Raw genomic sequence first — 26,256 nt, 5'->3', positions numbered from 1 at the left:
AACTGTACGAGCTGGTCTGCATGCTTTAGCCCTTGATGGCGTGCTGGGTTTCCCTTATTTTTTGATTAAAGGCTTCCGAAGAAATATAACTGTGGTATGATGTATGGAAGATAGCTAGGAACGGATTTGAGGGATAAACATGTACGAGTTTAAAGATTATTATCAGAATACTGTTCAGCTTTCCTTTGACGATCAGCCTTTCTCGGATAGCCCGAAGCATGTCTGGGTGATTTGCCGTTTTGGCGGCAAATGGCTTTTAACAGAACATGAGGACAGAGGCTATGAGTTTCCGGGCGGGAAAGTAGAGCCGATGGAGTGCGCAGAAGAGGCGGCGCTCCGGGAAGTAAAGGAAGAGACGGGTGCGAGAGTGAAAAGCCTCAAGTACCTCGGACAGTATAAAGTTCTCGGTAAAGAAAAAGTGATTGTGAAGAATATATATTTTGCAGTTATAGAAAAGCTTGAAAAGCAAGCTGATTACTTTGAAACGAAAGGCCCGGTTTTGTTTCATGAGCTTCCGGAGAACCTTTCCCGCAATAAAAAATTCAGCTTTATTATGAAGGATTCCGTTCTTCCAATCAGTTTGAAAAAACTGAAAGAAGCTGGATGGATCGAATAAAAAAACCGGCACATTTGCCGGTTTTTTTTATGTCCTGCCCTTCGTCCATTTCTTTTCCAGCAGCTCTACGCCCTGATACATCAAAGTGGCGAATATGGCGATGATCAGCAGGCTTAAGAAGACGAGTGTAAAATTGAAGACTTGGAAACCATAAATAATCATATATCCCAATCCGACCTTAGAAACAAGGAATTCTCCTACAATGACGCCAACCCATGATAAACCGACATTTACTTTTAGTGTTGAAATAATAGCGGGGGAGGATGCGGGCAGAATCACTTCTTTAAAAATGACCCATTTTTTTGCGCCGAATGTTTTCATGACTTTTATATAGTTTTCGTCAACCTCCTGGAAAGCGGTGTACACAACGATGGTTGTGATAATAACGCTGATGATGGCCCCCATCGCAATAATGCTGATAAAACTGGGACCGAGCGCGACAATCAGGATCGGGCCCAGAGCCACTTTCGGCATTGCATTCAAAATCACAAGATACGGATCTAAAATCCTGGCAAGCCGGTTGGACCACCATAACAAGGCAGCGAGGCACGTGCCCATAAACGTTCCAAGCAAAAAGCCAAGCACCGTTTCAAATAAAGTGACGCCGATGTGTGACAGTAAAGACCCGTCACCGATCTTCTCCAGCAATAAATGCCAAACAGCTGACGGAGAGCTGAAGATCAGCGGATCGATCCAGCCGAGCCTGCTGGAGATTTCCCAACCCGAGAAAAAGAGAATAAATATGGCAAGCTGAAAGGAATGGACATTCCATTTTTCCTTTTTCTGTTTGAATTGATATTGCTCGTGAAGCAGATCAATCGTTTCTTTGCTGTTTCTCAAGAGAATTCAGCTCCTTCCATATCGTTTGAAACAGCGTCTGGAAGGATGGCTCCTGGCGGGCGTCAAAAGGCATCATCGCGGCCAATTCCTTAGGAATGGTAAAAATCTGATGGATGGTGCCCGGCTGGTTTGAAAATAAAAAGATCGTATCGCTCATCGCTATCGCTTCCCCAATATCATGTGTGACAAGCACTGCAGTTTTTTGATACTCCTTTAATGTACGGAAAACCAGGTTTTCAAGTGACAGCTTTGTCTGAAAATCAAGCGCGGAAAATGGCTCATCCAGCAAAAGCAGACTTGGATTTGGCGCAAGAGTTCTTGCAAGCGCGGCCCGCTGGCGCATTCCGCCCGACAGCTCCTTCGGATATTTTTTCTCCACATCTATGAGGCCGAACTCCGGCAATAGACCGAGCGCAGCAGCCTTGCTTTCTTCCGTCAACGTGTCGGCGATTTTTAAACCGAGAAGCACATTTTCCTCGATAGATTTCCATGGAAATAAGTAATCCTGCTGAAGCATGTAGCCAATGTTATGTTCTTTTTGATTCGGCTCACGGCCTTCAATCAGAACTCTGCCTTCCGAGGGCTCAATCAGGCCGGCAATAATGGAAAGCAGTGTTGTTTTTCCGCAGCCGCTTGGGCCGAGAAATGAGATGAAATCACCTTTTTCGGCATCGAAATGAATATCCCGTACGGCCGTCGTTTTTTCTTTAACAGAAAAATAAGTATGGGTTACATGGTCGACATGTAAGAAAGACATAGATGGCGCCTCCTATTTTTCCGAGGTGACTTTTTCGGCAATTTGTTTATTTACAAGCTGATTGTATGGAATATGCTTCGGCAGTTCTCCCGATTGATCCATAATGGTTTGGAGCAGCTCCCATTCTTTTTCGTTGAGAAGAGGGTCTGGCGAATACGAATGCTGCTTTTTATAGCGTTCAATGGATGTTTCGATGACTTCTGGATCGGTATCATCAAATTCATCTTTAATGGCGTCTGTGATTTCTTTCGCTGAGTGATTTTCCACCCACTGCTGCGCCTTATAAATAGCTCTTGTAAACTTGACGGCTGTGTCTTCATGTTTTTTCAGATAGCTTTGTTTTGCCATGAAAGTCGTGTAAGGAACCTGGCCTGATTCTTCTCCGAACGAAGCCACGATATGGCCGATGCCTTTTTTCTCAAAGAGAGAAGCTTGCGGTTCAAAGAGCTGCACATACTCGCCGGTTCCAGAAGCAAATGCATTGGCGATATTGGCAAAGTCTATGTTCTGGATAAGGTCAATATCCTTATGCGGGTCAATCTTATGGTTGTTCAGGACATACTCACCGACCATTTGCGGCATGCCGCCTTTTCTTTGGCCGAGAAACGTTTTTCCTTTCAGCTGATCCCAGTCGAACTGTTTAACATCTTCTCTCGCGACAAGAAACGTTCCGTCTGTCTGAGTCAGCTGGGCGAAATTAATGACAGGGTCTTTAGCTCCTTGCGCTTCGACATAAATAGATGTTTCTGACCCGACAAGTGCGATGTCTGAGCCGTTTGAAAGAAGCGATGTCATCGTTTTGTCGCCGCCCCAGGTCGTATTTACATCGACATCAAGCCCTTCTTCCTTGAAAAATCCTTTAGACTCAGCAACATATAAAGGCGCGTAAAAAATCGAATGGGTCACTTCAGCTACTTTGACTTTGGTGAGCGTTTCTTCCTGCTTGCAAGCCGCTAGGGCGATCATCAGAAATATACTGCCGACACAGGCGCAGCCCAGCCTTAACCATTTGTTCACATAGACAACCTCCTTATTTAGCATCAAGTTTATATCCTTTTTTGCTTTACATATCGTATGATGGGTATAAAAATGTGTGAATGCCTAGTCAGGTTCTCAGGATGTAATTTTGGAGTAAGGAAAGCATATAGAAAAAGGAGGCGGCTGCTTTGATTGTTGAGAAAAGAAGATTTCCGTCGCCAAGCCAGCATGTGTGTCTGTATACGATCTGCTATCTTTCAAATGGCTTACGGGTAAAGGGGCTTTTGGCTGAGCCGGCGGCACCGGGACAATATGACGGATTTTTATATTTGCGCGGCGGGATTAAAAGCGTGGGCATGGTTCGGCCGGGCCGGATTATCCAGTTTGCATCCCAAGGGTTTGTTGTGTTTGCTCCTTTTTACAGAGGAAATCAAGGAGGAGAGGGCAACGAGGATTTTGCCGGAGAAGACAGAGAGGATGCTTTTTCCGCTTTTCGCCTGCTTCAGCAGCATCCAAATGTTAAGAAGGACAGAATCCATATCTTCGGTTTTTCCCGCGGCGGAATTATGGGAATGCTCACTGCGATTGAAATGGGCCGGCATGCAGCTTCATTCGTTTCCTGGGGAGGCGTCAGTGATATGATCCTTACATATGAGGAGCGGCAGGATTTGCGGCGAATGATGAAAAGAGTCATCGGTGGAACACCGAAAAAGGTGCCTGAGGAATACAAATGGAGAACACCGTTTGACCAAGTAAACAAAATTCAGGCACCCGTGCTATTAATCCATGGAGAAAAAGACCAAAATGTTTCGATTCAGCATTCCTATTTATTTGAAGAGAAGCTAAAACAGCTGCATAAGCCAGTGGAGACATGGTATTACAGTACATTCACACATTATTTCCCGCCAAAAGAAAACCGGCGTATCGTGCGACAGCTCACGCAATGGATGAAAAACCGCTGACGGTGAAATATGTTATGATAAAGAAAAAAGAGAACGAAAGGGGATTTCACTTTGGGAATGCCTGTTGAATTTAATACACTGATTGTGACAAAAGGACAAGAAGTTCGAATAGATGAAAATATATTCACGTTAGAGAAAGACGGATACCGTGTGTATCCGATGGAGATTCCGATGGATGTGCGCAAAACAAAGTTCGGCGAAAAGTCAGGCACAGCTGAAGTGCAGAAACTTCAATGGGAAGACGGCCGGACCATCATTACGTACAAGCTGACTTCTTTGCATTCTGTCAATTAAAACAAGCCAAGAGCGTAATTGCTCTTGGCTTTTGCTTTTTAAACGAGAGGGCCGCCTGCCTGTGCAATGGCATCTGTATGTGCGAACTTTTTAAAATTCTCTTTGAATTCATTTGCGAGGTAGACAGCCTTATTTCTGTATTCTTCCTTGTTGCTCCACGTGTTTTCAGGCTGAAGGATATGATCAGGAACGCCAGGAACATGGACCGGTATATGCAGGCCAAAAATATCGTCAGTCATCATTTCTGCATCCTCTAATTTGCCTTCAATCGCTGCTTTGACCATCGCTCTCGTGTAAGAAAGCTTCATGCGCTCGCCTGTACCGTAGCCGCCGCCGGTCCAGCCGGTATTGACCAAGAAAACGTCTGCGCCGTGTTCATCGATCTTTTTGCCGAGCATTTCAGCATAGACGTGAGCAGGAAGCGGCAGGAACGGTGAGCCGAAGCATGTGGAAAACGTCGTCTCAGGAGATGTCACACCGCGTTCGGTTCCGGCAAGCTTGCTCGTATAACCGCTCAAGAAATGATACATCGCCTGCTCCTTCGTCAGTTTGCTGATCGGAGGAAGGACTCCGAATGCATCAGCCGTCAAAAATACAATTGCTGAAGGGTGGCCTGCCATGCTTGGTGTCACGATGTTGTCAATCATATGAATTGGGTAAGCCGCACGCGTGTTTTCGGTATAGAATGAATCATCATAATTGGCTTCACGTGTATCTTCATCCACAACAACATTTTCGAGAACAGACCCGAAGCGGATCGCGTTAAAGATCTGAGGCTCCTTTTCTTCGCTTAAATGAATACACTTGGCGTAGCATCCGCCTTCAATATTAAAGACGCCTGTGTCAGACCAGCCGTGTTCATCATCGCCGATCAGTTTGCGGTCAGCATCGGCTGAAAGGGTGGTCTTGCCTGTTCCAGACAGTCCGAAGAAAAGGGCAACATCGCCTTTTTCACCGACATTGGCAGAGCAATGCATGGATAAAATATCTCTTTCAGGGAGCAGGAAATTCATAATGGAGAAGATGGACTTCTTCATTTCTCCGGCATACTCTGTTCCGCCGATTAAAATCGTCCGCTTTTCGAAAGAGACAATAATAAAGGTTTCGGAATGTGTGCCGTCTGTTTTTGGATCCGCTTTGAAATGCGGAGCAGAAAGAATGGTAAACGGCTGTTCAACTGTTTTCTTATCATTGCCTTCCGGGCGGATAAACAGCTGTCTTGCGAATAAATTGTGCCATGCGAACTCATTTACGACGGTGATCGGCAGTCTGTATTTTTCATCTGCGCCGGCAAATCCTTCGAAAACAAACAGCTCATCTCGCTGTTTCAGATAGCTGACAACCTTCGTGTACAGCCGCTCAAACGCTTCTTCTGAAATCGGCTGATTCACCGTCCCCCAATCGATCTTATTTTTCGTGCTTTCTTCCTCCACGATAAATTTGTCTTTAGGTGAGCGTCCTGTATAAGCGCCTGTTGTCGCCCGAACAGCACCCGTGGAAGTTAAAATGCCTTCGTTCCGGGAGAGTACTTTTTCTGTAAGCTGTGCTGCTGATAAATTATGACGCACATTTGGGCTTGTTAATAAGGCTTGTAAATCAGCGGTTAAATCAACTGAGTTCATATGAAACCTTCCTTTATCGTTTTTTGTGTTTTGCTAATTGTGAATTAGTATAACATATATTTTCAAATAGTCTATACTATTTATTGTTTTTTGTGTGTGCGTTTTCCAATGTTTTCCCTCAATATAGGTGCCTATTTCTTCTGAATCATATTGACATTGCAAACCCTTTTACGATAAGATATTTCATTGAGCGGATACTCTTATCCCGAGCTGGCGGAGGGACAGGCCCTATGAAGCCCAGCAACCGGTTTCTCTGTTATTTATTATGTTCAACTGTGTGAGACAACCAAGGTGCTAACCTGTTGCAAGGTTGTATGATTCCTTGAGCGATAAGAGTGAAAGGCACAAAGACCAAACCCTTTCCTCGATGGAAAAGGTTTTTTTATTTCATAAATATGCCAATTAACATTCTCTAATATAACGTTACATTGTATAAGAGGGAGCGAGTTCCGTATCATATATACAAGGTCTTTCGGGAGGCCTTGTGCAGGAGGAAGCAAATCATGAGTAAAAATCGTCGTTTATTTACATCAGAATCTGTTACGGAGGGGCATCCGGATAAAATCTGTGACCAGATTTCTGACAGCATTTTAGATGAAATTTTAAAGAAAGACCCTAACGCGCGTGTTGCTTGTGAGACGTCTGTGACAACTGGTTTGGTGCTTGTCAGCGGAGAGATCACAACATCTACGTATGTTGACATTCCGAAAACGGTTCGCCAAACCATTAAAGAAATCGGATACACACGTGCGAAATACGGATTTGATGCGGAAACTTGTGCGGTTTTAACATCCATTGACGAGCAGTCTGCTGATATTGCAATGGGTGTAGACCAAGCGCTTGAAGCCCGTGAAGGCACAATGAGCGACGAAGAAATTGAAGCGATCGGTGCGGGTGACCAAGGTTTAATGTTCGGTTACGCGTGCAACGAAACGAAAGAGCTTATGCCTCTTCCAATTTCACTTGCTCATAAATTAGCCCGCCGCCTGAGTGAAGTCCGTAAAGAAGATATTCTTCCATACCTTCGCCCTGACGGCAAAACACAGGTAACGGTTGAGTACGATGAAAATAACAAACCTGTCCGCATTGACGCGATTGTTATTTCAACTCAGCACCACCCTGAAATTACGCTTGAGCAAATCCAGCGCAACATTAAAGAACATGTTATCAATCCGGTTGTTCCTGAAGAGCTGATTGATGAAGAAACAAAATATTTCATCAACCCTACAGGACGTTTCGTTATCGGAGGCCCTCAAGGGGATGCGGGACTTACAGGACGCAAAATCATCGTTGATACTTACGGCGGCTATGCACGCCACGGCGGAGGAGCGTTCTCAGGTAAGGATGCAACGAAGGTAGACCGTTCTGCGGCTTATGCAGCAAGATACGTTGCGAAAAACATCGTTGCGGCTGAGCTTGCTGATTCTTGCGAAGTACAGCTTGCTTACGCGATTGGTGTTGCACAGCCTGTATCAATCTCAATCAACACATTCGGTTCCGGTAAAGCTTCTGAGGAAAAACTGATTGAAGTTGTTCGCAATAACTTTGATTTACGACCTGCCGGCATTATCAAAATGCTTGATTTACGCCGTCCGATCTACAAACAAACTGCTGCGTACGGCCACTTTGGACGCCACGATGTTGATCTTCCGTGGGAACGTACAGACAAAGCGGAGCAGCTGCGTAAAGAAGCGTTAGGAGAATAACTTTATAGCCGCTTACTGGTTAAGCGGCTTTCCCTTTTTCACGTTGTATTCATGTTTATTTTTTTACATAACCGTGAAACCAAATACTATTCACAGCGTCTATAAATAGGGGTTCAATGATGACAATTTTAATTATGGAGGCAATACTATGTGTGGATTTGTCGGGGTTTTTAACAAGCATCCGTTAGCTCAAACCGCTGATCAAGAAGAACTAATCAAACAAATGAACCAAATGATCGTTCACCGCGGTCCTGACAGTGATGGATATTTCCATGATGAGCACGTTGGATTCGGATTCAGACGGCTCAGCATTATTGATGTAGAAAATGGCGGACAGCCTTTATCATATGAAGATGAAACATATTGGATTATCTTTAACGGAGAAATCTATAACTATATTGAACTGAGAGAAGAACTTGAAGCAAAGGGGTATACATTCAACACGGATTCGGACACAGAGGTTCTTCTTGCGACTTACCGTCACTACAAAGAAGAAGCGGCGTCCAAACTCCGCGGTATGTTTGCCTTTCTGATTTGGAATAAAAACGATCATGTGCTTTATGGAGCAAGAGATCCATTCGGCATTAAACCGTTGTATTACACAACGATCAATGATCAGGTTTATTTTGCCTCAGAGAGAAAAAGTTTAATGGTTGCTCAGAATGATATTGAAATAGATAAAGAGGCATTGCAGCAGTACATGTCTTTCCAATTCGTTCCTGAACCAAACACGCTTGATGCCAATGTGAAAAAAGTAGAGCCGGGTTCACAGTTCACAATCCGCCCGGACGGCGATATCACATTCAAAACGTATTTCAAAGCGAACTTTAAGCCAGTTCAGACTGAAGAAGACAAGCTTGTGAAAGAAGTCAGAGACGCGATCTATGACTCTGTAAACGTTCATATGAGAAGTGACGTTCCTGTCGGTTCATTCCTGTCTGGCGGAATTGATTCTTCCTTTATTGTATCCGTTGCGAAGGAATTTCATCCAAGCTTAAAAACATTCTCTGTCGGATTTGAACAGCAGGGCTTTAGTGAAGTCGATGTAGCGAAAGAAACTGCAGCGGCACTTGGCATTGAAAATATCAGTAAAGTCATTTCGCCTGAGGAATACATGAACGAGCTTCCGAAGATCGTATGGCATTTTGATGATCCGCTTGCTGATCCTGCAGCGATTCCGTTGTACTTTGTTGCAAAAGAAGCGAAAAAACATGTAACGGTTGCTTTATCAGGTGAAGGTGCGGATGAGCTCTTCGGCGGATATAACATTTACCGTGAGCCGCTTTCGCTTAAACCGTTTGAACGCATTCCGTCAGGCCTGAAAAAGATGCTTCTGCACGTTGCGGCTGTTATGCCTGAAGGTATGAGAGGAAAGAGCCTGCTTGAGCGCGGTTGTACTCCGCTTCAGGATCGTTATATCGGTAACGCGAAAATTTTCGAGGAATCTGTTAAAAAACAGCTGCTGAAGCATTATAATCCGAATCTTTCATATCGTGATGTGACAAAAACTTACTTTACAGAAAGCAGCTCATACAGCGATATCAACAAAATGCAGTATGTCGATATCCACACTTGGATGCGCGGCGATATTTTGTTAAAAGCGGATAAAATGACGATGGCGAATTCTTTGGAACTGCGTGTGCCGTTCTTGGATAAAGTCGTATTTGACGTCGCTTCAAAAATTCCTGATGAGCTGAAAACGAAGAACGGCACGACGAAGTATCTTCTTCGCAAAGCCGCTGAAGGAATTGTGCCTGAGCACGTATTAAACCGCAAAAAGCTTGGTTTCCCTGTACCGATTCGTCATTGGCTGAAAAACGAAATGAACGAATGGGTGCGGAACATGATTCAGGAAAGCCAAACGGATGCTTATATCCACAAGGATTATGTTCTTCAGCTTCTTGAAGACCATTGTGCGGACAAGGCTGATAACAGCCGTAAAATCTGGACTGTACTGATCTTTATGATTTGGCACAGCATCAATATCGAAAAACGGTATATGCCTGAAGAGCTGAGCCATCAGCCTAAAGAAGTCATCTTTGTGTAACAGACAACAAGGCTTTCGATTCGTCGAAAGCCTTGTTATTATCCTTTTATTTCTCCATCATCATTGATTTACCCAATCTACACGAAAAATTCAGAAAAATAATTTATTGATATTTTTTTCTAGGGGAGAAGAAAGCATGCAAAAACAAAAACAAGAGCTGCACCGCGGACTCGAAGAAAGGCATATTTCTTTAATGTCTTTAGGGGCTGCTATAGGAGTGGGATTGTTCCTCGGCTCCGCATCAGCTATTCAATTAGCAGGGCCGGGTATTTTGGGAGCGTATGCCATAAGCGGCCTGGTCATGTTTTTTATTATGAGAGCGCTTGGAGAAATGGCCATTCAAAAACCGGTCGCTGGCTCCTTCAGCCGCTATGCCCGTGATTATTTGGGACCGCTTGCAGGTTATTTAACAGGGTGGAACTACTGGTTTTTATGGGTTGTCACCTGTATGGCTGAAATCACTGCTGTCGGGATTTATATGGGGTACTGGTTTCCGGACGTGCCAAACTGGATTTGGGCATTATCGGCGCTGGTCATTATGACGGGTGTTAATTTCTTGGCTGTCAAAGCTTACGGAGAGCTGGAATTTTGGTTCGCTTTGATTAAAATTGTTGCAATCTTATCAATGATTGCTGTCGGTTTATTGATGATCATCGCAGGGGTCGGCAATGGAGGCATTGCAACCGGAATCAGCAACTTGTGGAACAACGGAGGATTTTTCCCACATGGAATAAAAGGGGTTTTATTGTCACTTCAAATGGTGATGTTCGCCTATTTAGGGATTGAAATGATCGGGGTGACGGCTGGTGAAGTGAAAAACCCGCAAAAATCGTTGGCCAAAGCAATTGATACGGTATTTTGGCGTATTTTGATTTTTTATGTAGGCGCTTTATTTGTCATTATGTCTATTTACCCATGGCAGGAAATTGGCTCACAAGGAAGCCCGTTTGTCCTCACATTTGAAAAAGTGGGCATTCCATCGGCAGCAGGCATCATTAACTTTGTCGTCTTGACGGCTGCGCTGTCTTCATGCAACAGCGGCATTTTCAGCACAGGGCGGATGCTGTTTAACTTAGCGGAGCAGGGTGAGGCACCACAAGCATACGGGCAGCTGACGAAAGGCGGCATCCCGGGTAAAGCTGTTCTGGCTTCAGCGGGCGCTTTATTAGTCGGAGTGCTGTTAAACTATGTTGTACCTGCAAAGGTGTTTACTTGGGTCACAAGCATTGCAACATTCGGAGCGATTTGGACGTGGGCGATTATTTTGCTTTCTCAAATTAGATACCGGAAAAGCTTGCGGCCGGAAGAAAAGAAACACTTAAAATACAAAATGCCTTTCTTTCCGTTTACGTCTTATGTATCTTTGGCATTTTTAGCATTTGTCGTTATTCTTATGGCTTACAGTCCCGATACAAGGGTAGCCGTGATTGTCGGGCCGATTTGGTTTCTTATCTTACTTGCCGTGTATTATGGAAAAGGTTTTCATAAGAAAAATGCGGCTGCTGCCAACGAACGAAATATCAGCTGACCAAAAGAGCTCCCAGCGGGCTCTTTTTGTGTGTGCTCATAGAAAATAGAGAACAGGAAAGAATAGGAATATGTTTTTTTGCAGAAGTAGCTTACAGTTGCGGAACAAGTTTTATGATAAGATAAAAGCCATACGTTTGATGCCGTATGTGAACGTTTTATGGAGAAATCAAAACCCGAACTGTCATGACGTCCGGGTAAACAATGGTTATTGCTTTCAAACATAATTTGAAAAATGGTAAAGTAAGACGAAGCAGGTCTTATGTTTGTTGAAGTGATTTATAGTATTGGCCCTTTGCTACATATTCCGACCGTATTCTTTGCATATCTTGTCGGTCTTCTTCGGTCAAAGGGCGGATGACTTTTGCAGGACGGCCAAAAGCGAGATGGCCAGGCGGAATGATCTTTCCCGGCGGGACAAGACTGCCGGCACCAATAAAGGCGCCTTCGCCAATTTCGGCTCCGTCTAAGATGATTGAGCCCATACCAATTAAGGCGTTCTTGCGGATAACAGCGCTATGAAGTGTAACCTGATGGCCTATCGTGGCGTCATCTTCAATGAGAAGCGTCCGGTTCGAGCTTTGATGGAGGCAACTTAAATCTTGGATATTGACTCTGTTTCCGATTCTAGTCGGCGCGACATCTCCCCTTATGACAACAGAAAACCAAATGCTGGACTGTTCTCCGATAACGACATCACCGGTAATGGTTGCATTATCAGCTACAAAGGCTGTTGGGTGGATATCTGGCATGTGTTCCTTATAAGGGTAGATCATAGTATTCATCCTTCTTTCTCTATTTAAATTTCGTATGAGGTGAAGAGCATGTGGACCTGGAAAGCAGACAGACCTGTCGCCGTGATTGTGATGATCCACGGGGCAAGTGAATATCACGGACGATATAAATGGCTGATTGAAATGTGGAGATCTTCGGGTTATCACGTTGTCATGGGCGACTTGCCGGGTCAGGGGACAACCACAAGGGCCAGAGGTCATATTCGCTCATTTCAAGAATACATTGATGAAGTAGATACTTGGATAGATAAAGCACGAACCTTTGAGCTGCCGGTTTTTCTTCTCGGTCACAGCATGGGCGGCCTGGTCGCGATTGAATGGTTTAAACAGCAAAGAAATCCCCGTATTACGGGAATTATTTTATCATCACCGTGTCTCGGACTGCAAATTAAAGTCAATAAAGCGCTTGACCTTGCATCCAGAGGCCTGAATGTCATCGCTCCGTCGCTTAAGGTTGATTCGGGATTATCAATTGATATGGCGACGCGTAATGAGGACGTCATCGAGGCCGACCAAAATGACTCGTTATACGTCAGGAAAGTTTCTGTCAGATGGTACAGAGAGCTTTTAAAAACTATTGAGTCAGCGATGGTGCCGACAGATGCGTTTTTACGAGTGCCGCTTCTTGTGATGCAGGCCGGTGACGATAAGCTTGTTGACAAAACGATGGTCATTAAGTGGTTTTCAGGTGTAGCTTCCCATAATAAAGCGTACAGAGAGTGGGAAGGGCTTTATCATGAAATATTTAATGAACCCGAAAGAGAAGATGTCTTTAAAGCAGCAAGAGCGTTTACTGATCAATATATTTGAACTAGTTGGGGGTGCATGTGTTGACAGTACCAGAACATCCTTTTGGACTGATGGCAAAAGTATATCGAGATATATTTCCGCTCGTTCATCAAGAGCTGGACATTTGGAAGCAAAAATCAGAATCAATTTATAACAGTGAATTAAAAGCACAGGCAACCGCAAGTATTCGAGACAAAACGTTCCACTGTGAGGGCGGCGGCATACTTGCCTTATTGTCAGGCAATCAAAAGCAGAAATGCGTCGAGTTTATCATCGCGTATCAAACGATCAGTGATTATCTGGACAATCTGTGCGACCGCAGCACCTCACTTGACCCGCAGGATTTTCGGATGCTCCACACCTCAATGCAGGACGCACTGACAGTGGGAGCGGAACCGCAAAATTATTATCAATTCAGAGAAGAACAGGATGACAGCGGATATTTGCATGAACTGGTCAAAACGTGCCAGCGTGTTCTTGGTTCAATTGAGCACTACGACATGATTAAACCTTATCTGCTTGAACTGTGCGGCTATTATTGCGATTTGCAGGTGCATAAGCACGTCATTGAGCATGAGCGTGTTCCGCGGCTTGAGAAGTGGTTTACTCAATATGAATCTGAGCTGCCTGAGAAGATGGAATGGTATGAATTTTCAGCCTGTGCAGGCTCTACGTTAGGCATATTCTGTCTTGTTGCGTATTCGTTCCAGCCTGATTTCACAGAAAACACCGCTAAAAAAATCCGCAATAGTTATTTTCCTTACATACAAGGGCTTCACATTCTGCTTGATTATTTGATTGATCAAGAGGAGGACTTGCTGGAAGGGGACTTAAATTTCTGCTCGTATTACGAGTCGCATGAAGAAATGATGAAGCGGCTTGAACACTTTATCCAAAAAGCCGACGAACATTTACAAGGCATTCCGCATGAAAACTTCCATCGTTTAATCAATCGCGGCTTGCTGGGCGTTTATTTGTCAGATGATAAAGTGGCTGGCCAAAAGGAAATAGGCCGGCTCGCGAAGAAGCTGATCAAAGCAAGCGGAAAAACCTCCTTTTTCTTTTATATAAACGGCAGAGCCTACCGGAAATTCCAAAAAATGGGCTGGATGAAAAACTCAAAGAAAAAAGCTCAAATCATTTGCTGATTTGAGCTTTTTTTTCGATGGCGACAATAAATGGCGGGTCATTTTGTTGATTGATAAATCCGTATGTTAAAACACGGGCGGCTTGCTGATCCAAGTTCCGGCAAAAGTCAAGCACGTCGTTTTTTTCAGCTTTGCCTTCCGGGTGACCATGATAGACGACCAAAACAATCAGGCCTTCATCTTTCATGATGCTGAGAAGCTGTTCAATTGCTTTGATTGTTGAATTGCCGTTCGTTGTAATCGATTTGTCCCCGCCCGGCAAATAGCCGAGGTTAAATACAGCGGCCGCCACTTTGCCATGTGTTTCCGGCGGAAGGGATTCAGCAATTTTGTCATGGCTTTTGTGAAATAACGTTGTTCGCGCTTGATATGTCTCACCGAGCCGTTCCTTCGTATTGGCCACGGCTGATTCTTGGATGTCGAATGCGTACACATGGCCGTTTTCACCGACAAGCTCCGCTAAAAACTGCGTATCATGCCCGTTGCCCATCGTTGCATCTACGGCGATATCTCCTTCTCCCGCGGCCATTTTCAGCAGTTCTTTGCTGTAAGGAAGAATTTTTTTCAAAATCATAGGGCTGATTCCTCCTCAAGATGCTGGAAGAACTTCCCTTGATAGCTGCCACGATTTTCAAGCTCTTTATTAATGGCGCCAAGCACTTCCCATTTGTTGACGCTCCACATCGGCCCGATCATCAATTCTATCGGTCCGTCACCTGTAATGCGGTGGACAATCATTTCAGGCGGAATGATTTCAAGCTGATCGCAGACGAGCTGAACATAATCATCTTGAGAAAGAAATTCCAGCTTTCCCTTTTCATATTGCTTGACCATCGGCGTGCCTTTCAATAGGTGCAGCAGATGAATTTTAATGCCTTGGACGTCCAAATCTGCGACGGCCTTAGCAGTTTCCATCATCATGTCCCGGTCTTCCAAAGGCAATCCGTTGATAATGTGCGAGCAGACACGTATGCCGTGTTTTCTTAATTTATTGACGCCTTCCACATAGCAGTTAAAATCATGTGCGCGGTTGATCAGAAGAGCAGTCCGTTCATGAACCGTTTGAAGCCCAAGCTCCACCCACAAATACGTGCGTTCATTCAGCTCTGCCAAATAGTCAACGACATCATCGGGCAGACAGTCCGGACGTGTGGCGATCGAAATGCCGACCACATCATCAAGCGCGAGGACAGATTCAAACTTCTCACGAAGCACCTCAACCGGCGCGTGCGTGTTGGTGAAAGCCTGAAAATAAGCGATGTATTTGCCGTCCTTCCATTTTTCGTGCATACGGTTTTTGATGTCATGGAATTGCGTAATTAAATCATCGGCCCGGTTCCCGGCAAAATCGCCGGAGCCTGCTGCACTGCAAAATGTACAGCCGCCGTGGGCAACGGTGCCGTCCCGGTTCGGACAGTCAAAACCGCCGTCAAGCGCCACTTTAAACACCTTATGGCCGAAATGTTCTCTGAGATGATAATTCAATGTATGATAGCGTTTTTCCGTATTTGAATAAGGAAAAGGATTGTTCTGCATCACAATTCATGTGCCTCCTTGCGTACGATTGCATCCTAAAATTGTAGCACGCATTTCACAAGAGAACAAATGAATATCGACCATAAATTACTTTATTGAACGAAGTGAGATGGGGCTACAATATGAATGATGGATTATTTCCATTACCAAGAGGAGGGGTTACTGTGGCAACAAGACAATCAGTAGATGAACATCTCCAGCAATGTATGCAGGCATATGATTATGCTGAAGAACAGCTGACAATCGCTTCTAAACAAGAGCATTATAATGACCAAGAATACAGTGATGCACAAATGCAGCTTGAAAATGCGGTAAATGCCTTAAATAAGCTGTGGCTGTCGTCAAATGATCAGCAGAGAGAACAGCTGTACAGAATGAGACTTCAGCTTCAAGCTTTGCAAAATAATATGATCCTGCAGCAACCTCTTGATGTGTAAGAAACGGACCCTTTTGATAAGGGTCCGTTTTTTTGTAAAAAGGGATTGACTTTGTGGATCAAAGTATTTATTGTATTAAGTGTACTAATTGAAGTAATACACTATAGACACTGATGAAAAGTCATTTATATATTGAAATTAAAGGGAGGCAGTTATGAAACATAAAAAACGAAGCAAACGTAACTTGCCGATGCTGATCGCTGCATCTGTGATCGCTTGTTCTTTTTTTCTTGTTCTTGTGATGATCGGTTTTGAATGGCAAAAAAGTATAATTGATCAGTTTTATTTATAAAGGTTCAGATCGTATAGAAAGTAGGGAAGTAAATGATTCAAATCGATCCAAGAAGCTCAACACCCATTTACGAACAAATTATTCAGCAGATGAAAGAGCTTTGTTTGAAAGGGATCATGAAGCCTGGTGATAAGCTTCCTTCTGTCAGAGAATTGGCGACGATCATTATTGCGAATCCGAACACTGTCAGCAAAGCGTATAAAGAGCTTGAGCGAGAGGGGATTATTGAAACGCTTCGGGGCAGAGGGACCTATATATCGGAGAATGCAAAAACGACACTGGTTGAAGGGAAGATGACGATGATTAAAGAGCAACTCAAACAGCTCATCATCGATGCACACTATGCAGGGGTTGAGCTGGAGAAACTGCAAGAATGGATAAAGGAAATCAGCGCTGATGTGAAGGGAGGCGTAGAAAATGATTGAACTACGGCAGCTGTCAAAAACGATTGACGGCAATCAAGTATTAAAAGATGTTTCATTAACAATTGAAAAAGGAGAAATCTTCGGGCTGCTCGGCCGCAATGGGTCAGGCAAAACGACGATGCTTCGCTTAATCCAGCAAATCATTTTCGCCGACAGCGGGACGATTTTGTTTGATGGCGTAGAAATCAAAAAGCATCCGAAGGTCAAACAGAATATCATCTACATGCCTGTTCAAAATCCTTTTTACGACAAGTATACATACAAGCAGCTAGTCGATATCCTAAGAAGAATTTATCCGAAATTTGATGTTACGTATGCGAATGAGCTGATGAACAGGTATGAAATTCCAGAAACGAAAAAATACCGCGAGCTGTCGACAGGTTTGAAAAAACAGCTGTCGCTCGTTCTGTCGTTTGCGGCGAGACCGGCGCTCATTCTCCTTGATGAGCCGACGGATGGAATAGACGCGGTGACAAGACATGATGTGCTGCAGCTGATGGTCGATGAAGTGGCTGAGCGTGATACGAGCATTCTGATTACCTCTCACCGGCTTGAGGACATAGAGCGGATGTGCAACCGAATTGGTTTTCTCGAAGATAACAGACTGACAAATGTCATGGATCTTGATGAATTAAAAGAAGAATACATTAAAATTCAAATGGCGTTTGATACAGATGTCAATTTGGCCATCAGAGAGAAAAACATTCCGATGCTCGATCAGGCCGGTGTGTTTTACACGGTGCTGATCCCGAAAAGCGATGAGGAGAACAAGAGCTTTTTGAGAGAACTGAAGCCAAAAGTGTGGAATGAGCTTCCTGTCAACTTGGAAGAAGTATTCATTGCGAAGTTTGGAGGGAAGCGGAGATGGTAGACCGAGGTCTCCTCTATCGAGAGTGGAAGCAGAATCAAGTGGTGCTTTTGTTAAGTATTGTGTTTTTAGTGCTGGCAAATCCGCTTTCTATCGTTAATACGTATTTGTCTTATCAAGGGTGTCTGGCTCATCAAGACCCGCAATATTGTGATTTTATTGTAAATTATCATAGGAGCAATCTGATAGATATCAACTGGGTGCCGGGTGTCATTTTGGCGGTTTGCTTCCTGGGAATGGAACGTTCGAAAGGCACGATGGATTTTATATTAAGCCTCCCTTATAACAGAAGCCAGATTTTTCAGACGAAATTTTGGTTAGGCGGTATTGTGATTGTGCTGTCGCAATTGATTGGCTTTCTACTCGCATGGCTGCTGATTCTTGTCTATAACCCTGAACACGTCTACTTTTTTGAGCACAGCAGTGTTGGAGTAATCGTGATTAGTTTTATGGCTTATTGTTTGTTGATGGCCGCCGGTGCATTAACGGGGAATGTTTTTGCCCAGTTATTAACGGCATTTGCTGCAGCGGTATTACCGTATTTAATTGTTGCTTTGCCGGTAGGAAACTTTGAAATTGTTTTTGGTGTTAGTATATGGGAAATGTTCCCTTCTCCTGAAGCTTATTTCTCTCTGGCAAGCAATTTATTATATCTTGTGCCCATTGGTTATGTTGCAAGTGACTGGCTTATCGATAGTAAATATATTCTAATGATTCCAGCTGCTATGAGCATTCTGTTTTACTTGATTGGCTATATAAGCTTCAAAAAGCATCCAAGTGAGCGAAACGGACACTTTTTCCTTTGGAACAGATTAGACCGTCCTGTACAAATTCTGGTTATGGCTTTCGGTATTCTTGGTTTTGGTTTATTTGGATACTCTGCCGGACAGTCCATTATTGGTTATATTTTTGGAATGGTCATTGGAGCGGTGGTTGGATTCTTTGTGAGCTACTTCTCCATTTATAAGAAAACGAAAAATTAAGATCATGCTTTCGGTTTGGAGGGAAGTAATGTGCCGGATTCCGGGCTGTTTTATAAAGAGTGGAAGCAAAATAAAGCTCTGCTCATCATGATTTTTTTGGTATTTATGCTTAGCAATCCTTTTACCGTTTTAAATACGTACATCTCATATCAAGGCTGCGTGGCTAATCAGAACGAGTGGGTCGGAACCTGCGTATTTACGATTAACTATTTAAACGGCACATTTATCTCACTGTTTTGGATTTGGGGTGTCGTTTTGGCGGTCAGCCAGCTTGGGATTGAACGAAGCAAGGGCTTGTTTGATTTTACATTAAGCCTTCCTTATACACGTGGGCAGGTATTTAACGCAAAGTTTATGATGGGCGGAATGGTGATTGTGGTTTCACAAATCACGGGGTATGGATTAGCTGTTTTGCTGGTTATGCTTTTGAAGCCTGATCAGGTTGCTAATTTTCATCACTACAGCCTTGGTATGATCATCATCAGCATGCTGGCTTATTCTTTGGTTATGGCTGGAGGAGCTTTGACAGGCCATATTTTTGCACAGCTGCTGGTCTCATTTACTGTCACCATCTTGCCTTTTTTAGTGATTACCCTTCCTGCGATTAATATGGATATCCTTTTTGGCGGGAGAGCGGGATTTTTAGATTTCCCTATACCTGAATGGATGCAGTATATATTTCCGATCACATATGTTGTTCCAAACTGGGTTGAGGATTCACCGCATTATTTAGTGATTCCAGCTGTGATGAGCATCATGTTCTACATCATCGGCTACATCAGTTTCGTCAAACTGTCTAATGAACGAAATGGATATTTCTTTTTGTGGAAAGCATTGGATCGCCCGGTGCAAGTGATCGTCATTATTATTGGCATTTTGGGCTTCGGCTACTTTGGATACGCTGCAAGCGAGAGCTTTGCCGGCTATGTCGTCGGCATGGCTGCAGGCGCTGTGATTGGTTTCTTCATCAGTTATTTTGCGATTTATAAAAAAACAAAACAGTTGTAAGGGAGAGAGAATATATGATTGATGTTCAGCATATCGACCATTCTTTCACGATCGGAAAAAAGGGCCGTGAGAATGAAGTTCCAGTATTGAAGGGTGTTTCCTTAAGCGTGGCGAAAGGTGAAATCGCCTGTATTGTCGGGCGAAGCGGCTCAGGAAAATCCACGCTTTTGAATTTAATTTCCGGTTACATATCGCCGTCAAAAGGACGGATTGTCATTAATGGCACTGATGTTACGGGATTTAATGAAAAGGAATGGGCGCAATTTCGGCTTGACCATTTCGGGTTTATTTTTCAAAGCTTTCAGCTTATCCCGGGGTTAACGACGTATGAAAATGTTGAAATGCCGCTGGCGTTAAAAGGGATTAAACCATCTGAGCGCAAGCAAAAGGTGCAGGACATGCTGAAACGCGTTGGTTTGGAAAATCACGCCGCTCATTATCCGAATGAACTGTCGGGCGGCCAGCAGCAGCGTGTCAGTATTGCGCGAGCATTGATTTTAAACCCATCCATTATTTTAGCGGATGAGCCGACGGGAAGCCTTGATTCAGAAACGGAACAGGAAGTGCTGAATTTGATTCAACAGCTAAACCGTGAGCGGGGCATTACATTTGTGATTATTACTCACGATGATGAAGTGGCTTCCATCGGACATTCAAAATTTCAGCTTCATGACGGTGTGTTAAAAGGGGGAATTACCGTTGAGGTTTAAGGATCAGGTTCATTTTATCAGAAGAAATATGAAGAAAAACAGGCTGCGTGTCTTTATGACAATTCTTGCGACAACAATGGCGTGTGCGTTTTTAGTGGTGCTGTCATCGGTTGGATTCGGCATTCAAAAGACGATTACGGATATCACAATGAGCCAGCAGGTTGTGACTAAAGTCAGTGTAATGGGCAAGGAAGGCGATAAGCCCATTAAAAAAGCTGATTTAGAGAAGTACGATCATGTAAGGTCAGTTGTAGAAAGAACGCAAGTGTATGAACCAAACAAAGCAACTTTAGGCAATCGTACAAATGAAAGCTCTAATTTAATCTTTACCAATATGAATGATGAACTAAAGGCCAATATGGAGTTGGAAAAAGGAAGAGTCGCAAAGTCGGAAAATGAAATCGTAGTAGGATACGACTTTGCAAAGAGATTATTGACGAAAAAAGAATCGGAAGAGTATAACAAAAAAATCGAGGAAGCAAAAGGAAACCCGGAAGATATAAAAGAACCAGAAGGCTATACGAAAGATATTCTGAACAAAACGATTGAATTAAGTGTATCAAAAACAGATCCTAAAACAGGGGATGTTGAAAAAACAAAAACATATGACTTTAAAATTGTCGGTATTGCAAAAAAGCCATCTCAAGATTGGATGGAGGACTCAAACATTTTCATCAGTGATCAATTCAAGAAGGATTTTTCGGAATTCTTAGATTTTAAAGGCGGAAATGTTGAAAATAACATTAGCGTTTTTGCTGATAAATTTGAGAACGTGGAACAGCTGACAAATGATCTGACAGATGATGGATACTATGTCACATCAGTTACGACCGAGCTTGAAGGAGTCAACACCTTCTTCATGGTCTTCAAAATCGGCCTGATCTTTGTCGGATGTATTGCTGTTATCATCTCAGCAATCGGCATTTTTAACACGATGACGATGGCAGTTACAGAAAGAACGCAGGAGATTGGCATTATGAAAGCGATTGGAGCGAGTCCGTCTATTATTCGCCGAATGTTCTTGATGGAAAGCGCGTATATCGGGATTTTAGGCTGTGTGATTGGGATTATCATTTCTTACGGCGTGAGCTACCTTGTCAACCTGGCCGTTCCAATGATTCTCGCGGCGACAAGCGGAGGCGAAGCGGGCGATTTGAATTACACATTCTCGTATATCCCGGGCAGCCTTGTGATCATTGCCGTTGTGATTTGCGGAGGGGTTGCGGTGATTTCCGGTATGAACCCGGCAAGAAAAGCGACTAAAACCAACGTGCTGACTGCGTTGAGAAGAGAATTATAATGCGTACGAGCCGGCTGAGACAGCCGGCTTTCTCTATAGCGTATGAAGGTGTTTTGCTATACACTTGATAAAAAAGGAAAAAGTGCGGTGAGTCGATTGTTTAAACTTTTGCTGATTGAAGATGATGAATCGCTGTTTCATGAAATCAAGGATCGTTTAACGGGATGGTCTTATGATGTATACGGCATTCAGGATTTCAGTCAAGTGCTACAGGAATTTGCGGCGGTTAAGCCTGATTGTGTCATTATTGATGTCCAGCTGCCTAAATTCGATGGATTTCATTGGTGCCGGCTGATCCGCTCCCGGTCAAATGTACCGATTCTCTTTTTATCTTCCCGTGATCATCCTGCTGATATGGTGATGTCTATGCAGCTCGGAGCAGACGACTTTATTCAAAAGCCATTTCACTTTGATGTGCTGATTGCGAAAATCCAAGCGATTTTCCGGCGCGTGCATCATTATAATACGGAGCCGAGCACGATCAAAACATGGTGCGGTGCTGCCATAGACGCAGAGCAGAACCTCGTCAGCAATGACAAAGGCTCTGTTGAACTGACTAAAAATGAAATGTTCATTTTAAAACAGCTAATAGAACAAAAAAACAAGATCGTCAGCCGGGAAGAGCTGATCAGAAGCTTGTGGAACGATGAGCGGTTTGTGAGTGATAATACGCTGACCGTCAATGTCAACCGCCTACGGAAAAAACTGGATGCCCTGCAGCTTGGCACGTATATCGAGACAAAGGTCGGCCAAGGCTACATGGCGAAGGAAGAAGATCATTTCTATGATTAAAGCATTCCTCACTGAAAGGCGAAGCTGGATTGCCGTGTTTTTGTTTCAGCAGGCTTTGATGTTAGTCATTGCTTTTGTTGATCCTTCCATTTCATTTGAAAATGTTCTTTATATGGTGTATTTGTGTGGCTTGTTTTTTATCATATTCCTTTGGTTCCGCTATCGGAAAGAAACGGCGTTTTATAAAAGCCTGCAAACATGGGAGAATCATCTTGATGTGACAGCGATAAATGAACCGGAAACGCCGTTTGAATCGATGGTTGAAAGAAGCATTACCGGGCAAACGGAACACTTGAAGCAAACCGCTGCCCGGCATCGCTTGGCATTGGAAAATGAAAAAGATGAGCTGATGGCATGGATCCATGAGGTCAAAACCCCATTGACAGCGATGCATTTAATCATTGATAGAATGGAAAACCAAGCTTTGAAATCCCAGCTATCATATGAATGGCTGCGTATTCACCTGCTTTTAGATCAGCAGCTTCATCAAAAACGCATATCATTTATTGAAAACGATCTGTCTGTGGAATTTATTCAGCTTCAGCCTTTGATCTTCAAGGAAATCAAAGATTTACAATCGTGGTGTATCCAAAAAGGGATCGGCTTTGATATTCAGCTGGAGGCTGAAGAAGTGCTGAGCGATGCAAAATGGCTGGCGTTTATCATCAGACAGCTGCTGACAAACGCGGTGAAATACAGCGAAGCCTCTGAGATAGAAATCAAAAGCACTCAAAAAGGGGAACGGACGCAGCTCCAAGTGAAAGACTGTGGCAGGGGCATTGATCAAAAAGATGTGCCGCGTATTTTTGATAAAGGATTTACATCTACAACGGACCACCATGATCAAGCGTCCACAGGCATGGGGCTGTACTTGGCGAAAAAAGCCGCGGCGCCGTTATTGATCCATATTGATGTTGATTCGGAGTTCGGTGTGGGGACCGTTTTTACATTAACCTTTCCGAAACGGAATCAATTTGAACGTGTCATAAGCATGTGACGAAAATGTCACATGCTTTTCTTTTTTGTTCGCAGTATCGAAGGAAAAGCCCGGCATTCCTTTTTATAATGAGATTATCCAATATAAAGGAGATTATAGAAATGATGATTTTACAAGCAAATAAAATTCGAAAAAGCTATGGAAACAAACTGAATAAACAAGAAGTGCTCAAAGGCATTGATATCCATATCCAAAAAGGCGAATTTGTCAGTATTATGGGGGCATCAGGGTCCGGGAAAACCACATTGCTTAACGTGCTGTCTTCGATTGATCAGGTCAGTCACGGAACGATCAACATTAACGGAAATGAAATGACTTCTATGAAGGAAAAGCAGCTGGCTGAATTTAGAAAACAGCATTTAGGCTTTATCTTTCAAGATTACAATTTGTTAGACACATTGACAGTGAAAGAGAATATCCTTCTGCCATTATCGATCACGAAACTATCAAAAAAGGAAGCCAATCGCAAATTTGAGGAAGTTGCAAAGGAATTGGGAATTTATGAATTGCGGGATAAGTACCCGAATGAAATTTCCGGAGGCCAGAAGCAGAGAACATCGGCCGGCAGAGCGTTTATACATGACCCGAGCATTATTTTCGCTGATGAACCGACCGGAGCGCTCGATTCGAAATCAGCCTCTGATCTATTAAACAAGCTGAGTCAGCTCAATCAGAAACGCCACGCCACGATCATTATGGTCACCCATGATCCCGTCGCCGCAAGCTACTGCGGGAGAGTCATTTTTATTAAGGACGGGCAAATGTATACACAGCTGAATAAAGGAGGCCAAGACAGACAGACGTTTTTCCAGGATATCATGAAAACGCAAGGCGTGTTAGGCGGGGTGCAGCATGAACATTAATCAGCTCATCCTGCGAAATTTGAAAAAGAACCTTCGGAATTACTATCTGTATGTGTTTGCGCTCATTTTTAGCGTGGCGCTTTATTTCGCTTTTGTCACGCTCCAATATGATCCTGCGATTAACGAAGTGAAGGCTTCAATCAAGGGAGCCGCGGCCATTAAAACTGCTTCGATTTTGCTTGTGGCTGTAGTGGCAATCTTCATTTTATATGCCAATACGATTTTTATTAAAAGACGGAGTAAAGAAATCGGGCTGTTTCAATTAATCGGAATGACGAAGCATAAAATCTTTCGTATCTTAAGTGCAGAAAATATCATGCTGTATTTCGGTTCCCTAGCGATGGGGGTAGTGGCTGGGTTTTCGATATCGAAGCTTGTCCTGATGATTCTGTTCAAAATTGTCGATGTCAAAGCTGATGCGAAACTGCATTTTTCCGAGCAAGCATTGATCCAAACGATCATTGTATTTTGCGGCATTTACCTTTTGATTATGGTCATGAATTATACGTTTATCAAAAAACAAAGTATATTATCTTTATTTAAAGTGGCGTCTTCCACTGAAGATAAAGTGAAGAAAATATCATTTTTCCAGATGCTGATCGGCGCTTTAGGCATCGTGCTGATTTTGACAGGATACTATGTGTCTTCTGAGCTGTTTGGCGGAAAATTTAAGACCATTAATGAACTGTTTGGTGCGATGAGCTTCATCCTGGGGAGCGTCATTATCGGGACGTTTTTGTTTTATAAAGGATCGGTTACGTTTATCTCGAACATCATTCGAAAAAGCAAGGGCGGCTACTTAAATATTTCTGAGGTCCTGTCACTGTCATCAATCATGTTCAGAATGAAATCGAACGCGTTGCTATTGACGATTATTACAACCGTTTCAGCGCTCGCCATCGGGCTGTTATCGCTCGCTTATATTTCGTATTACTCGGCAGAAAAAACTGCTGAACAAAATGTAGCAGCTGACTTTTCATTCATGAATGAGAAAGATGCCAAACGATTTGAAAGCAGTTTGAGTGAAAATGACATTTCGTACGTCAAAAAAGAAATGCCTGTCCTGCAATCGTCTTTTGATCTCACAAATATCATGGATGGAACCCCGAAAGAGATGCAGGGGGATCCTAGCAAATTACAGCTTGCTGTTGTTAGCGACAAAGATGTAAACGGAGTCGATGTGGCGGCTGGGGAGGCGGTTTTCTCAGGATACACCGACTTGCTGCAAAAAATAATGGTTTTAAAAGACTCGGGCAGCATTAAAGTAAACAGCAAGCATGAAACGCAACCATTACACTATAAAGGATTAAGAGATGAGTTTCTTGTATCCTACACGTTTACAGGCGGGGGACTGCCCGCAGTCATAGTGGATGACAATCTGTTTAAACAGCTGAATAAAGATAAAGACCCTCGCATTCAGCTGGCGCAATCTGAATTTATCGGCATTAATATGAAACATGGAGATCAGCTTGAAAAAGCAAATGAGCTTTTTCAAAAGGTGAACAAGAAAGATCTGCATTTATCAAGGCTGGATACAAGTATTGCGCAAAAATCTCTTTTTGGTATGGTCATGTTCATCGTTGGTTTCTTAGGATTAACATTTCTCATCACCTCGGGGTGTATCCTTTACTTTAAACAAATGGGTGAAAGTGAAGATGAAAAACCGAATTATACGATTTTGAGAAAACTCGGTTTTACGCAGGGCGACCTGATAAAGGGGATACGAATCAAACAAATGTACAACTTCGGCATTCCACTGGTTGTCGGTCTCTTCCACAGCTACTTTGCCGTCCAATCCGGCTGGTTCTTATTCGGATCTGAGGTCTGGACGCCGATGATAGTGGTGATGGTGTTATATACTGCGCTCTACTCGATTTTTGGTTTTCTGTCAGTTCTTTATTATAAGAAGGTTATTAAATCGTCGTTGTGAAACAGCAAAAGCTCCAGAGATTCTGGAGCTTTTTG

At 43.4% G+C, this 26,256-nt stretch carries 27 protein-coding genes and 1 riboswitch; of the genes, 20 read left to right on the top strand and 7 right to left on the bottom strand.

All coding sequences use genetic code 11. The features are described 5' to 3' along the window. The first annotated feature begins 139 nt into the window (after nt 1–139). Nucleotides 140–616 carry an RNA deprotection pyrophosphohydrolase gene (gene ytkD / locus GYO_RS37345; RefSeq protein WP_014114878.1) on the top strand — a complete coding sequence of 159 codons (477 nt, stop codon included), beginning with the start codon at nt 140–142 and terminating at the stop codon, nt 614–616. 27 nt (nt 617–643) lie between these two features. Here the strand turns inward: ytkD and GYO_RS37340 are convergent, their stop codons facing one another. The 3 genes from GYO_RS37340 to GYO_RS37330 are packed head-to-tail and all read right to left on the bottom strand — an operon-like array spanning nt 644 to nt 3,230. Next, entirely contained in the window at nt 644–1,456 is an 813-nt protein-coding gene (locus GYO_RS37340; protein ID WP_014114877.1) for an ABC transporter permease, read from the bottom strand. Then, the gene (locus GYO_RS37335; RefSeq protein ID WP_014114876.1) at nt 1,431–2,213 is read right to left on the bottom strand and encodes an ABC transporter ATP-binding protein; all 783 of its coding nucleotides are present in this window, start codon (nt 2,211–2,213) and stop codon (nt 1,431–1,433) included. The genes GYO_RS37340 and GYO_RS37335 overlap by 26 nt, the downstream gene beginning before the upstream one ends. A gap of 12 nt (nt 2,214–2,225) precedes the next feature. Then, nucleotides 2,226–3,230 carry an ABC transporter substrate-binding protein gene (locus tag GYO_RS37330; RefSeq protein WP_014114875.1) on the bottom strand — a complete coding sequence of 335 codons (1,005 nt, stop codon included), beginning with the start codon at nt 3,228–3,230 and terminating at the stop codon, nt 2,226–2,228. 149 nt (nt 3,231–3,379) lie between these two features. On the opposite strand from GYO_RS37330, the gene GYO_RS37325 reads away from it, so the two are divergent. Together GYO_RS37325 and GYO_RS37320 are read left to right on the top strand one after the other, a co-directional pair. Further along, nucleotides 3,380–4,153: an alpha/beta hydrolase family protein gene (locus GYO_RS37325; RefSeq protein ID WP_014114874.1), complete on the top strand. Its 774-nt coding sequence runs from the start codon at nt 3,380–3,382 to the stop codon at nt 4,151–4,153. 51 nt (nt 4,154–4,204) lie between these two features. Further along, nucleotides 4,205–4,447, top strand: a complete 243-nt coding sequence (locus tag GYO_RS37320) for a DUF2584 domain-containing protein (protein ID WP_014114873.1) — start codon at nt 4,205–4,207, stop codon at nt 4,445–4,447. Nucleotides 4,448–4,485: 38 nt separating this feature from the next. Here GYO_RS37320 and pckA read toward each other — a convergent pair whose 3' ends face one another. Continuing rightward, nucleotides 4,486–6,069, bottom strand: coding sequence for a phosphoenolpyruvate carboxykinase (ATP) (gene pckA, locus GYO_RS37315; protein WP_014114872.1), 1,584 nt, complete (start codon nt 6,067–6,069; stop codon nt 4,486–4,488). 197 nt (nt 6,070–6,266) lie between these two features. Continuing rightward, a riboswitch (SAM riboswitch) is annotated at nt 6,267–6,405 on the top strand. Between the two features lie 167 nt (nt 6,406–6,572). Here pckA and metK point away from each other — a divergent pair. The 3 genes from metK to alaP all read left to right on the top strand — a co-directional run bounded on the left by metK (nt 6,573) and on the right by alaP (nt 11,350). Then, entirely contained in the window at nt 6,573–7,775 is a 1,203-nt protein-coding gene (gene metK, locus GYO_RS37310; RefSeq protein ID WP_003229102.1) for a methionine adenosyltransferase, read from the top strand. 148 nt (nt 7,776–7,923) lie between these two features. Beyond that, the gene (gene asnB / locus GYO_RS37305) at nt 7,924–9,822 is read left to right on the top strand and encodes an asparagine synthase (glutamine-hydrolyzing) (RefSeq protein ID WP_014114871.1); all 1,899 of its coding nucleotides are present in this window, start codon (nt 7,924–7,926) and stop codon (nt 9,820–9,822) included. Between the two features lie 136 nt (nt 9,823–9,958). Next, nucleotides 9,959–11,350 carry an alanine permease AlaP gene (alaP, locus tag GYO_RS37300; RefSeq protein WP_014114870.1) on the top strand — a complete coding sequence of 464 codons (1,392 nt, stop codon included), beginning with the start codon at nt 9,959–9,961 and terminating at the stop codon, nt 11,348–11,350. Nucleotides 11,351–11,609: 259 nt separating this feature from the next. Here alaP and GYO_RS37295 read toward each other — a convergent pair whose 3' ends face one another. Beyond that, nucleotides 11,610–12,125 carry a gamma carbonic anhydrase gene (locus tag GYO_RS37295; protein ID WP_041521048.1) on the bottom strand — a complete coding sequence of 172 codons (516 nt, stop codon included), beginning with the start codon at nt 12,123–12,125 and terminating at the stop codon, nt 11,610–11,612. 48 nt (nt 12,126–12,173) lie between these two features. Between GYO_RS37295 and ytpA the strand changes: the two genes are divergently transcribed. Both ytpA and tbcS read left to right on the top strand, forming a co-directional pair. After that, nucleotides 12,174–12,953 carry a phospholipase YtpA gene (ytpA, locus tag GYO_RS37290; RefSeq protein WP_041521047.1) on the top strand — a complete coding sequence of 260 codons (780 nt, stop codon included), beginning with the start codon at nt 12,174–12,176 and terminating at the stop codon, nt 12,951–12,953. A 20-nt stretch (nt 12,954–12,973) separates the two neighbouring features. Next, nucleotides 12,974–14,080, top strand: coding sequence for a tetraprenyl-beta-curcumene synthase (gene tbcS / locus GYO_RS37285; protein WP_014114867.1), 1,107 nt, complete (start codon nt 12,974–12,976; stop codon nt 14,078–14,080). Here tbcS and mnmM read toward each other — a convergent pair. Next, nucleotides 14,070–14,654, bottom strand: coding sequence for a tRNA 5-(aminomethyl)-2-thiouridylate-methyltransferase MnmM (mnmM, locus tag GYO_RS37280; RefSeq protein WP_014114866.1), 585 nt, complete (start codon nt 14,652–14,654; stop codon nt 14,070–14,072). The two genes, tbcS and mnmM, sit on opposite strands and share 11 nt — an antisense overlap. Continuing rightward, nucleotides 14,651–15,619, bottom strand: coding sequence for a tRNA modification radical SAM protein MnmL/YtqA (mnmL, locus tag GYO_RS37275; RefSeq protein ID WP_014114865.1), 969 nt, complete (start codon nt 15,617–15,619; stop codon nt 14,651–14,653). Before mnmL ends, mnmM begins: the two co-directional genes overlap by 4 nt. A 161-nt stretch (nt 15,620–15,780) precedes the next feature. Here mnmL and GYO_RS37270 point away from each other — a divergent pair, with 161 nt between their 5' ends. From GYO_RS37270 to bceB, 12 genes are all read left to right on the top strand, one after another. Further along, nucleotides 15,781–16,053 (top strand): YtzC family protein, encoded by a 273-nt coding sequence (locus tag GYO_RS37270; RefSeq protein WP_003223324.1) that lies wholly within the window; start codon nt 15,781–15,783, stop codon nt 16,051–16,053. A 154-nt stretch (nt 16,054–16,207) separates the two neighbouring features. Then, a complete protein-coding gene (locus GYO_RS43825; protein ID WP_014114864.1) occupies nt 16,208–16,345 on the top strand; it encodes a hypothetical protein in 138 nt (45 codons plus the stop codon). Between the two features lie 32 nt (nt 16,346–16,377). Continuing rightward, entirely contained in the window at nt 16,378–16,770 is a 393-nt protein-coding gene (gene ytrA / locus GYO_RS37260; protein WP_003223328.1) for a GntR family transcriptional regulator YtrA, read from the top strand. Further along, nucleotides 16,763–17,641: an ABC transporter ATP-binding protein YtrB gene (ytrB, locus tag GYO_RS37255; protein ID WP_014114863.1), complete on the top strand. Its 879-nt coding sequence runs from the start codon at nt 16,763–16,765 to the stop codon at nt 17,639–17,641. Before ytrA ends, ytrB begins: the two co-directional genes overlap by 8 nt. Beyond that, entirely contained in the window at nt 17,635–18,621 is a 987-nt protein-coding gene (gene ytrC / locus GYO_RS37250; RefSeq protein ID WP_014114862.1) for an ABC transporter permease YtrC, read from the top strand. The genes ytrB and ytrC overlap by 7 nt, the downstream gene beginning before the upstream one ends. Before the next feature lie 30 nt (nt 18,622–18,651). Further along, nucleotides 18,652–19,629 carry an ABC transporter permease gene (locus GYO_RS37245; RefSeq protein ID WP_014114861.1) on the top strand — a complete coding sequence of 326 codons (978 nt, stop codon included), beginning with the start codon at nt 18,652–18,654 and terminating at the stop codon, nt 19,627–19,629. A 14-nt stretch (nt 19,630–19,643) separates the two neighbouring features. Then, complete coding sequence (gene ytrE / locus GYO_RS37240; RefSeq protein ID WP_014114860.1) at nt 19,644–20,339, top strand: ABC transporter ATP-binding protein YtrE; 696 nt, start codon at nt 19,644–19,646, stop codon at nt 20,337–20,339. Then, on the top strand, nt 20,329–21,639 hold the full coding sequence (gene ytrF, locus GYO_RS37235) for an ABC transporter permease YtrF (protein WP_014114859.1): 1,311 nt from the start codon (nt 20,329–20,331) through the stop codon (nt 21,637–21,639). The genes ytrE and ytrF overlap by 11 nt, the downstream gene beginning before the upstream one ends. 96 nt (nt 21,640–21,735) lie before the next feature. Next, entirely contained in the window at nt 21,736–22,431 is a 696-nt protein-coding gene (bceR, locus tag GYO_RS37230) for a two-component response regulator BceR (protein WP_014114858.1), read from the top strand. After that, a complete protein-coding gene (gene bceS, locus GYO_RS37225) occupies nt 22,424–23,428 on the top strand; it encodes a two-component sensor histidine kinase BceS (RefSeq protein WP_014114857.1) in 1,005 nt (334 codons plus the stop codon). Before bceR ends, bceS begins: the two co-directional genes overlap by 8 nt. A 101-nt stretch (nt 23,429–23,529) precedes the next feature. After that, entirely contained in the window at nt 23,530–24,291 is a 762-nt protein-coding gene (gene bceA, locus GYO_RS37220) for a bacitracin ABC transporter ATP-binding protein BceA (protein ID WP_014114856.1), read from the top strand. Next, nucleotides 24,281–26,221, top strand: a complete 1,941-nt coding sequence (bceB, locus tag GYO_RS37215; protein ID WP_014114855.1) for a bacitracin ABC transporter permease BceB — start codon at nt 24,281–24,283, stop codon at nt 26,219–26,221. Before bceA ends, bceB begins: the two co-directional genes overlap by 11 nt. The last annotated feature ends 35 nt before the right edge of the window (nt 26,222–26,256 follow it).

The organism is Bacillus spizizenii TU-B-10 (genome assembly GCF_000227465.1).
GTDB classification, from domain to species: Bacteria; Bacillota; Bacilli; order Bacillales; family Bacillaceae; genus Bacillus; species Bacillus spizizenii.
Note: the sequence above shows the minus strand (reverse complement) of the source record. Positions and strands in the feature narration are given on the sequence as shown.

Excerpts from the sequence above, each read along its gene's own strand:
- ytkD (WP_014114878.1), top strand. The coding sequence starts at position 140 with ATGTACGAGTTTAAAGATTATTATCAGAATACTGTTCAGCTTTCCTTT.
- asnB (WP_014114871.1), top strand. The coding sequence starts at position 7,924 with ATGTGTGGATTTGTCGGGGTTTTTAACAAGCATCCGTTAGCTCAAACC.
- bceB (WP_014114855.1), top strand. The coding sequence starts at position 24,281 with ATGAACATTAATCAGCTCATCCTGCGAAATTTGAAAAAGAACCTTCGG.
- GYO_RS43825 (WP_014114864.1), top strand. The coding sequence starts at position 16,208 with ATGAAACATAAAAAACGAAGCAAACGTAACTTGCCGATGCTGATCGCT.
- metK (WP_003229102.1), top strand. The coding sequence starts at position 6,573 with ATGAGTAAAAATCGTCGTTTATTTACATCAGAATCTGTTACGGAGGGG.
- GYO_RS37295 (WP_041521048.1), bottom strand. The coding sequence starts at position 12,125 with ATGATCTACCCTTATAAGGAACACATGCCAGATATCCACCCAACAGCC.
- mnmM (WP_014114866.1), bottom strand. The coding sequence starts at position 14,654 with ATGATTTTGAAAAAAATTCTTCCTTACAGCAAAGAACTGCTGAAAATG.
- ytrA (WP_003223328.1), top strand. The coding sequence starts at position 16,378 with ATGATTCAAATCGATCCAAGAAGCTCAACACCCATTTACGAACAAATT.
- ytpA (WP_041521047.1), top strand. The coding sequence starts at position 12,174 with ATGTGGACCTGGAAAGCAGACAGACCTGTCGCCGTGATTGTGATGATC.
- GYO_RS37335 (WP_014114876.1), bottom strand. The coding sequence starts at position 2,213 with ATGTCTTTCTTACATGTCGACCATGTAACCCATACTTATTTTTCTGTT.
- pckA (WP_014114872.1), bottom strand. The coding sequence starts at position 6,069 with ATGAACTCAGTTGATTTAACCGCTGATTTACAAGCCTTATTAACAAGC.
- bceA (WP_014114856.1), top strand. The coding sequence starts at position 23,530 with ATGATGATTTTACAAGCAAATAAAATTCGAAAAAGCTATGGAAACAAA.
- ytrB (WP_014114863.1), top strand. The coding sequence starts at position 16,763 with ATGATTGAACTACGGCAGCTGTCAAAAACGATTGACGGCAATCAAGTA.
- bceS (WP_014114857.1), top strand. The coding sequence starts at position 22,424 with ATGATTAAAGCATTCCTCACTGAAAGGCGAAGCTGGATTGCCGTGTTT.
- ytrE (WP_014114860.1), top strand. The coding sequence starts at position 19,644 with ATGATTGATGTTCAGCATATCGACCATTCTTTCACGATCGGAAAAAAG.
- ytrC (WP_014114862.1), top strand. The coding sequence starts at position 17,635 with ATGGTAGACCGAGGTCTCCTCTATCGAGAGTGGAAGCAGAATCAAGTG.
- alaP (WP_014114870.1), top strand. The coding sequence starts at position 9,959 with ATGCAAAAACAAAAACAAGAGCTGCACCGCGGACTCGAAGAAAGGCAT.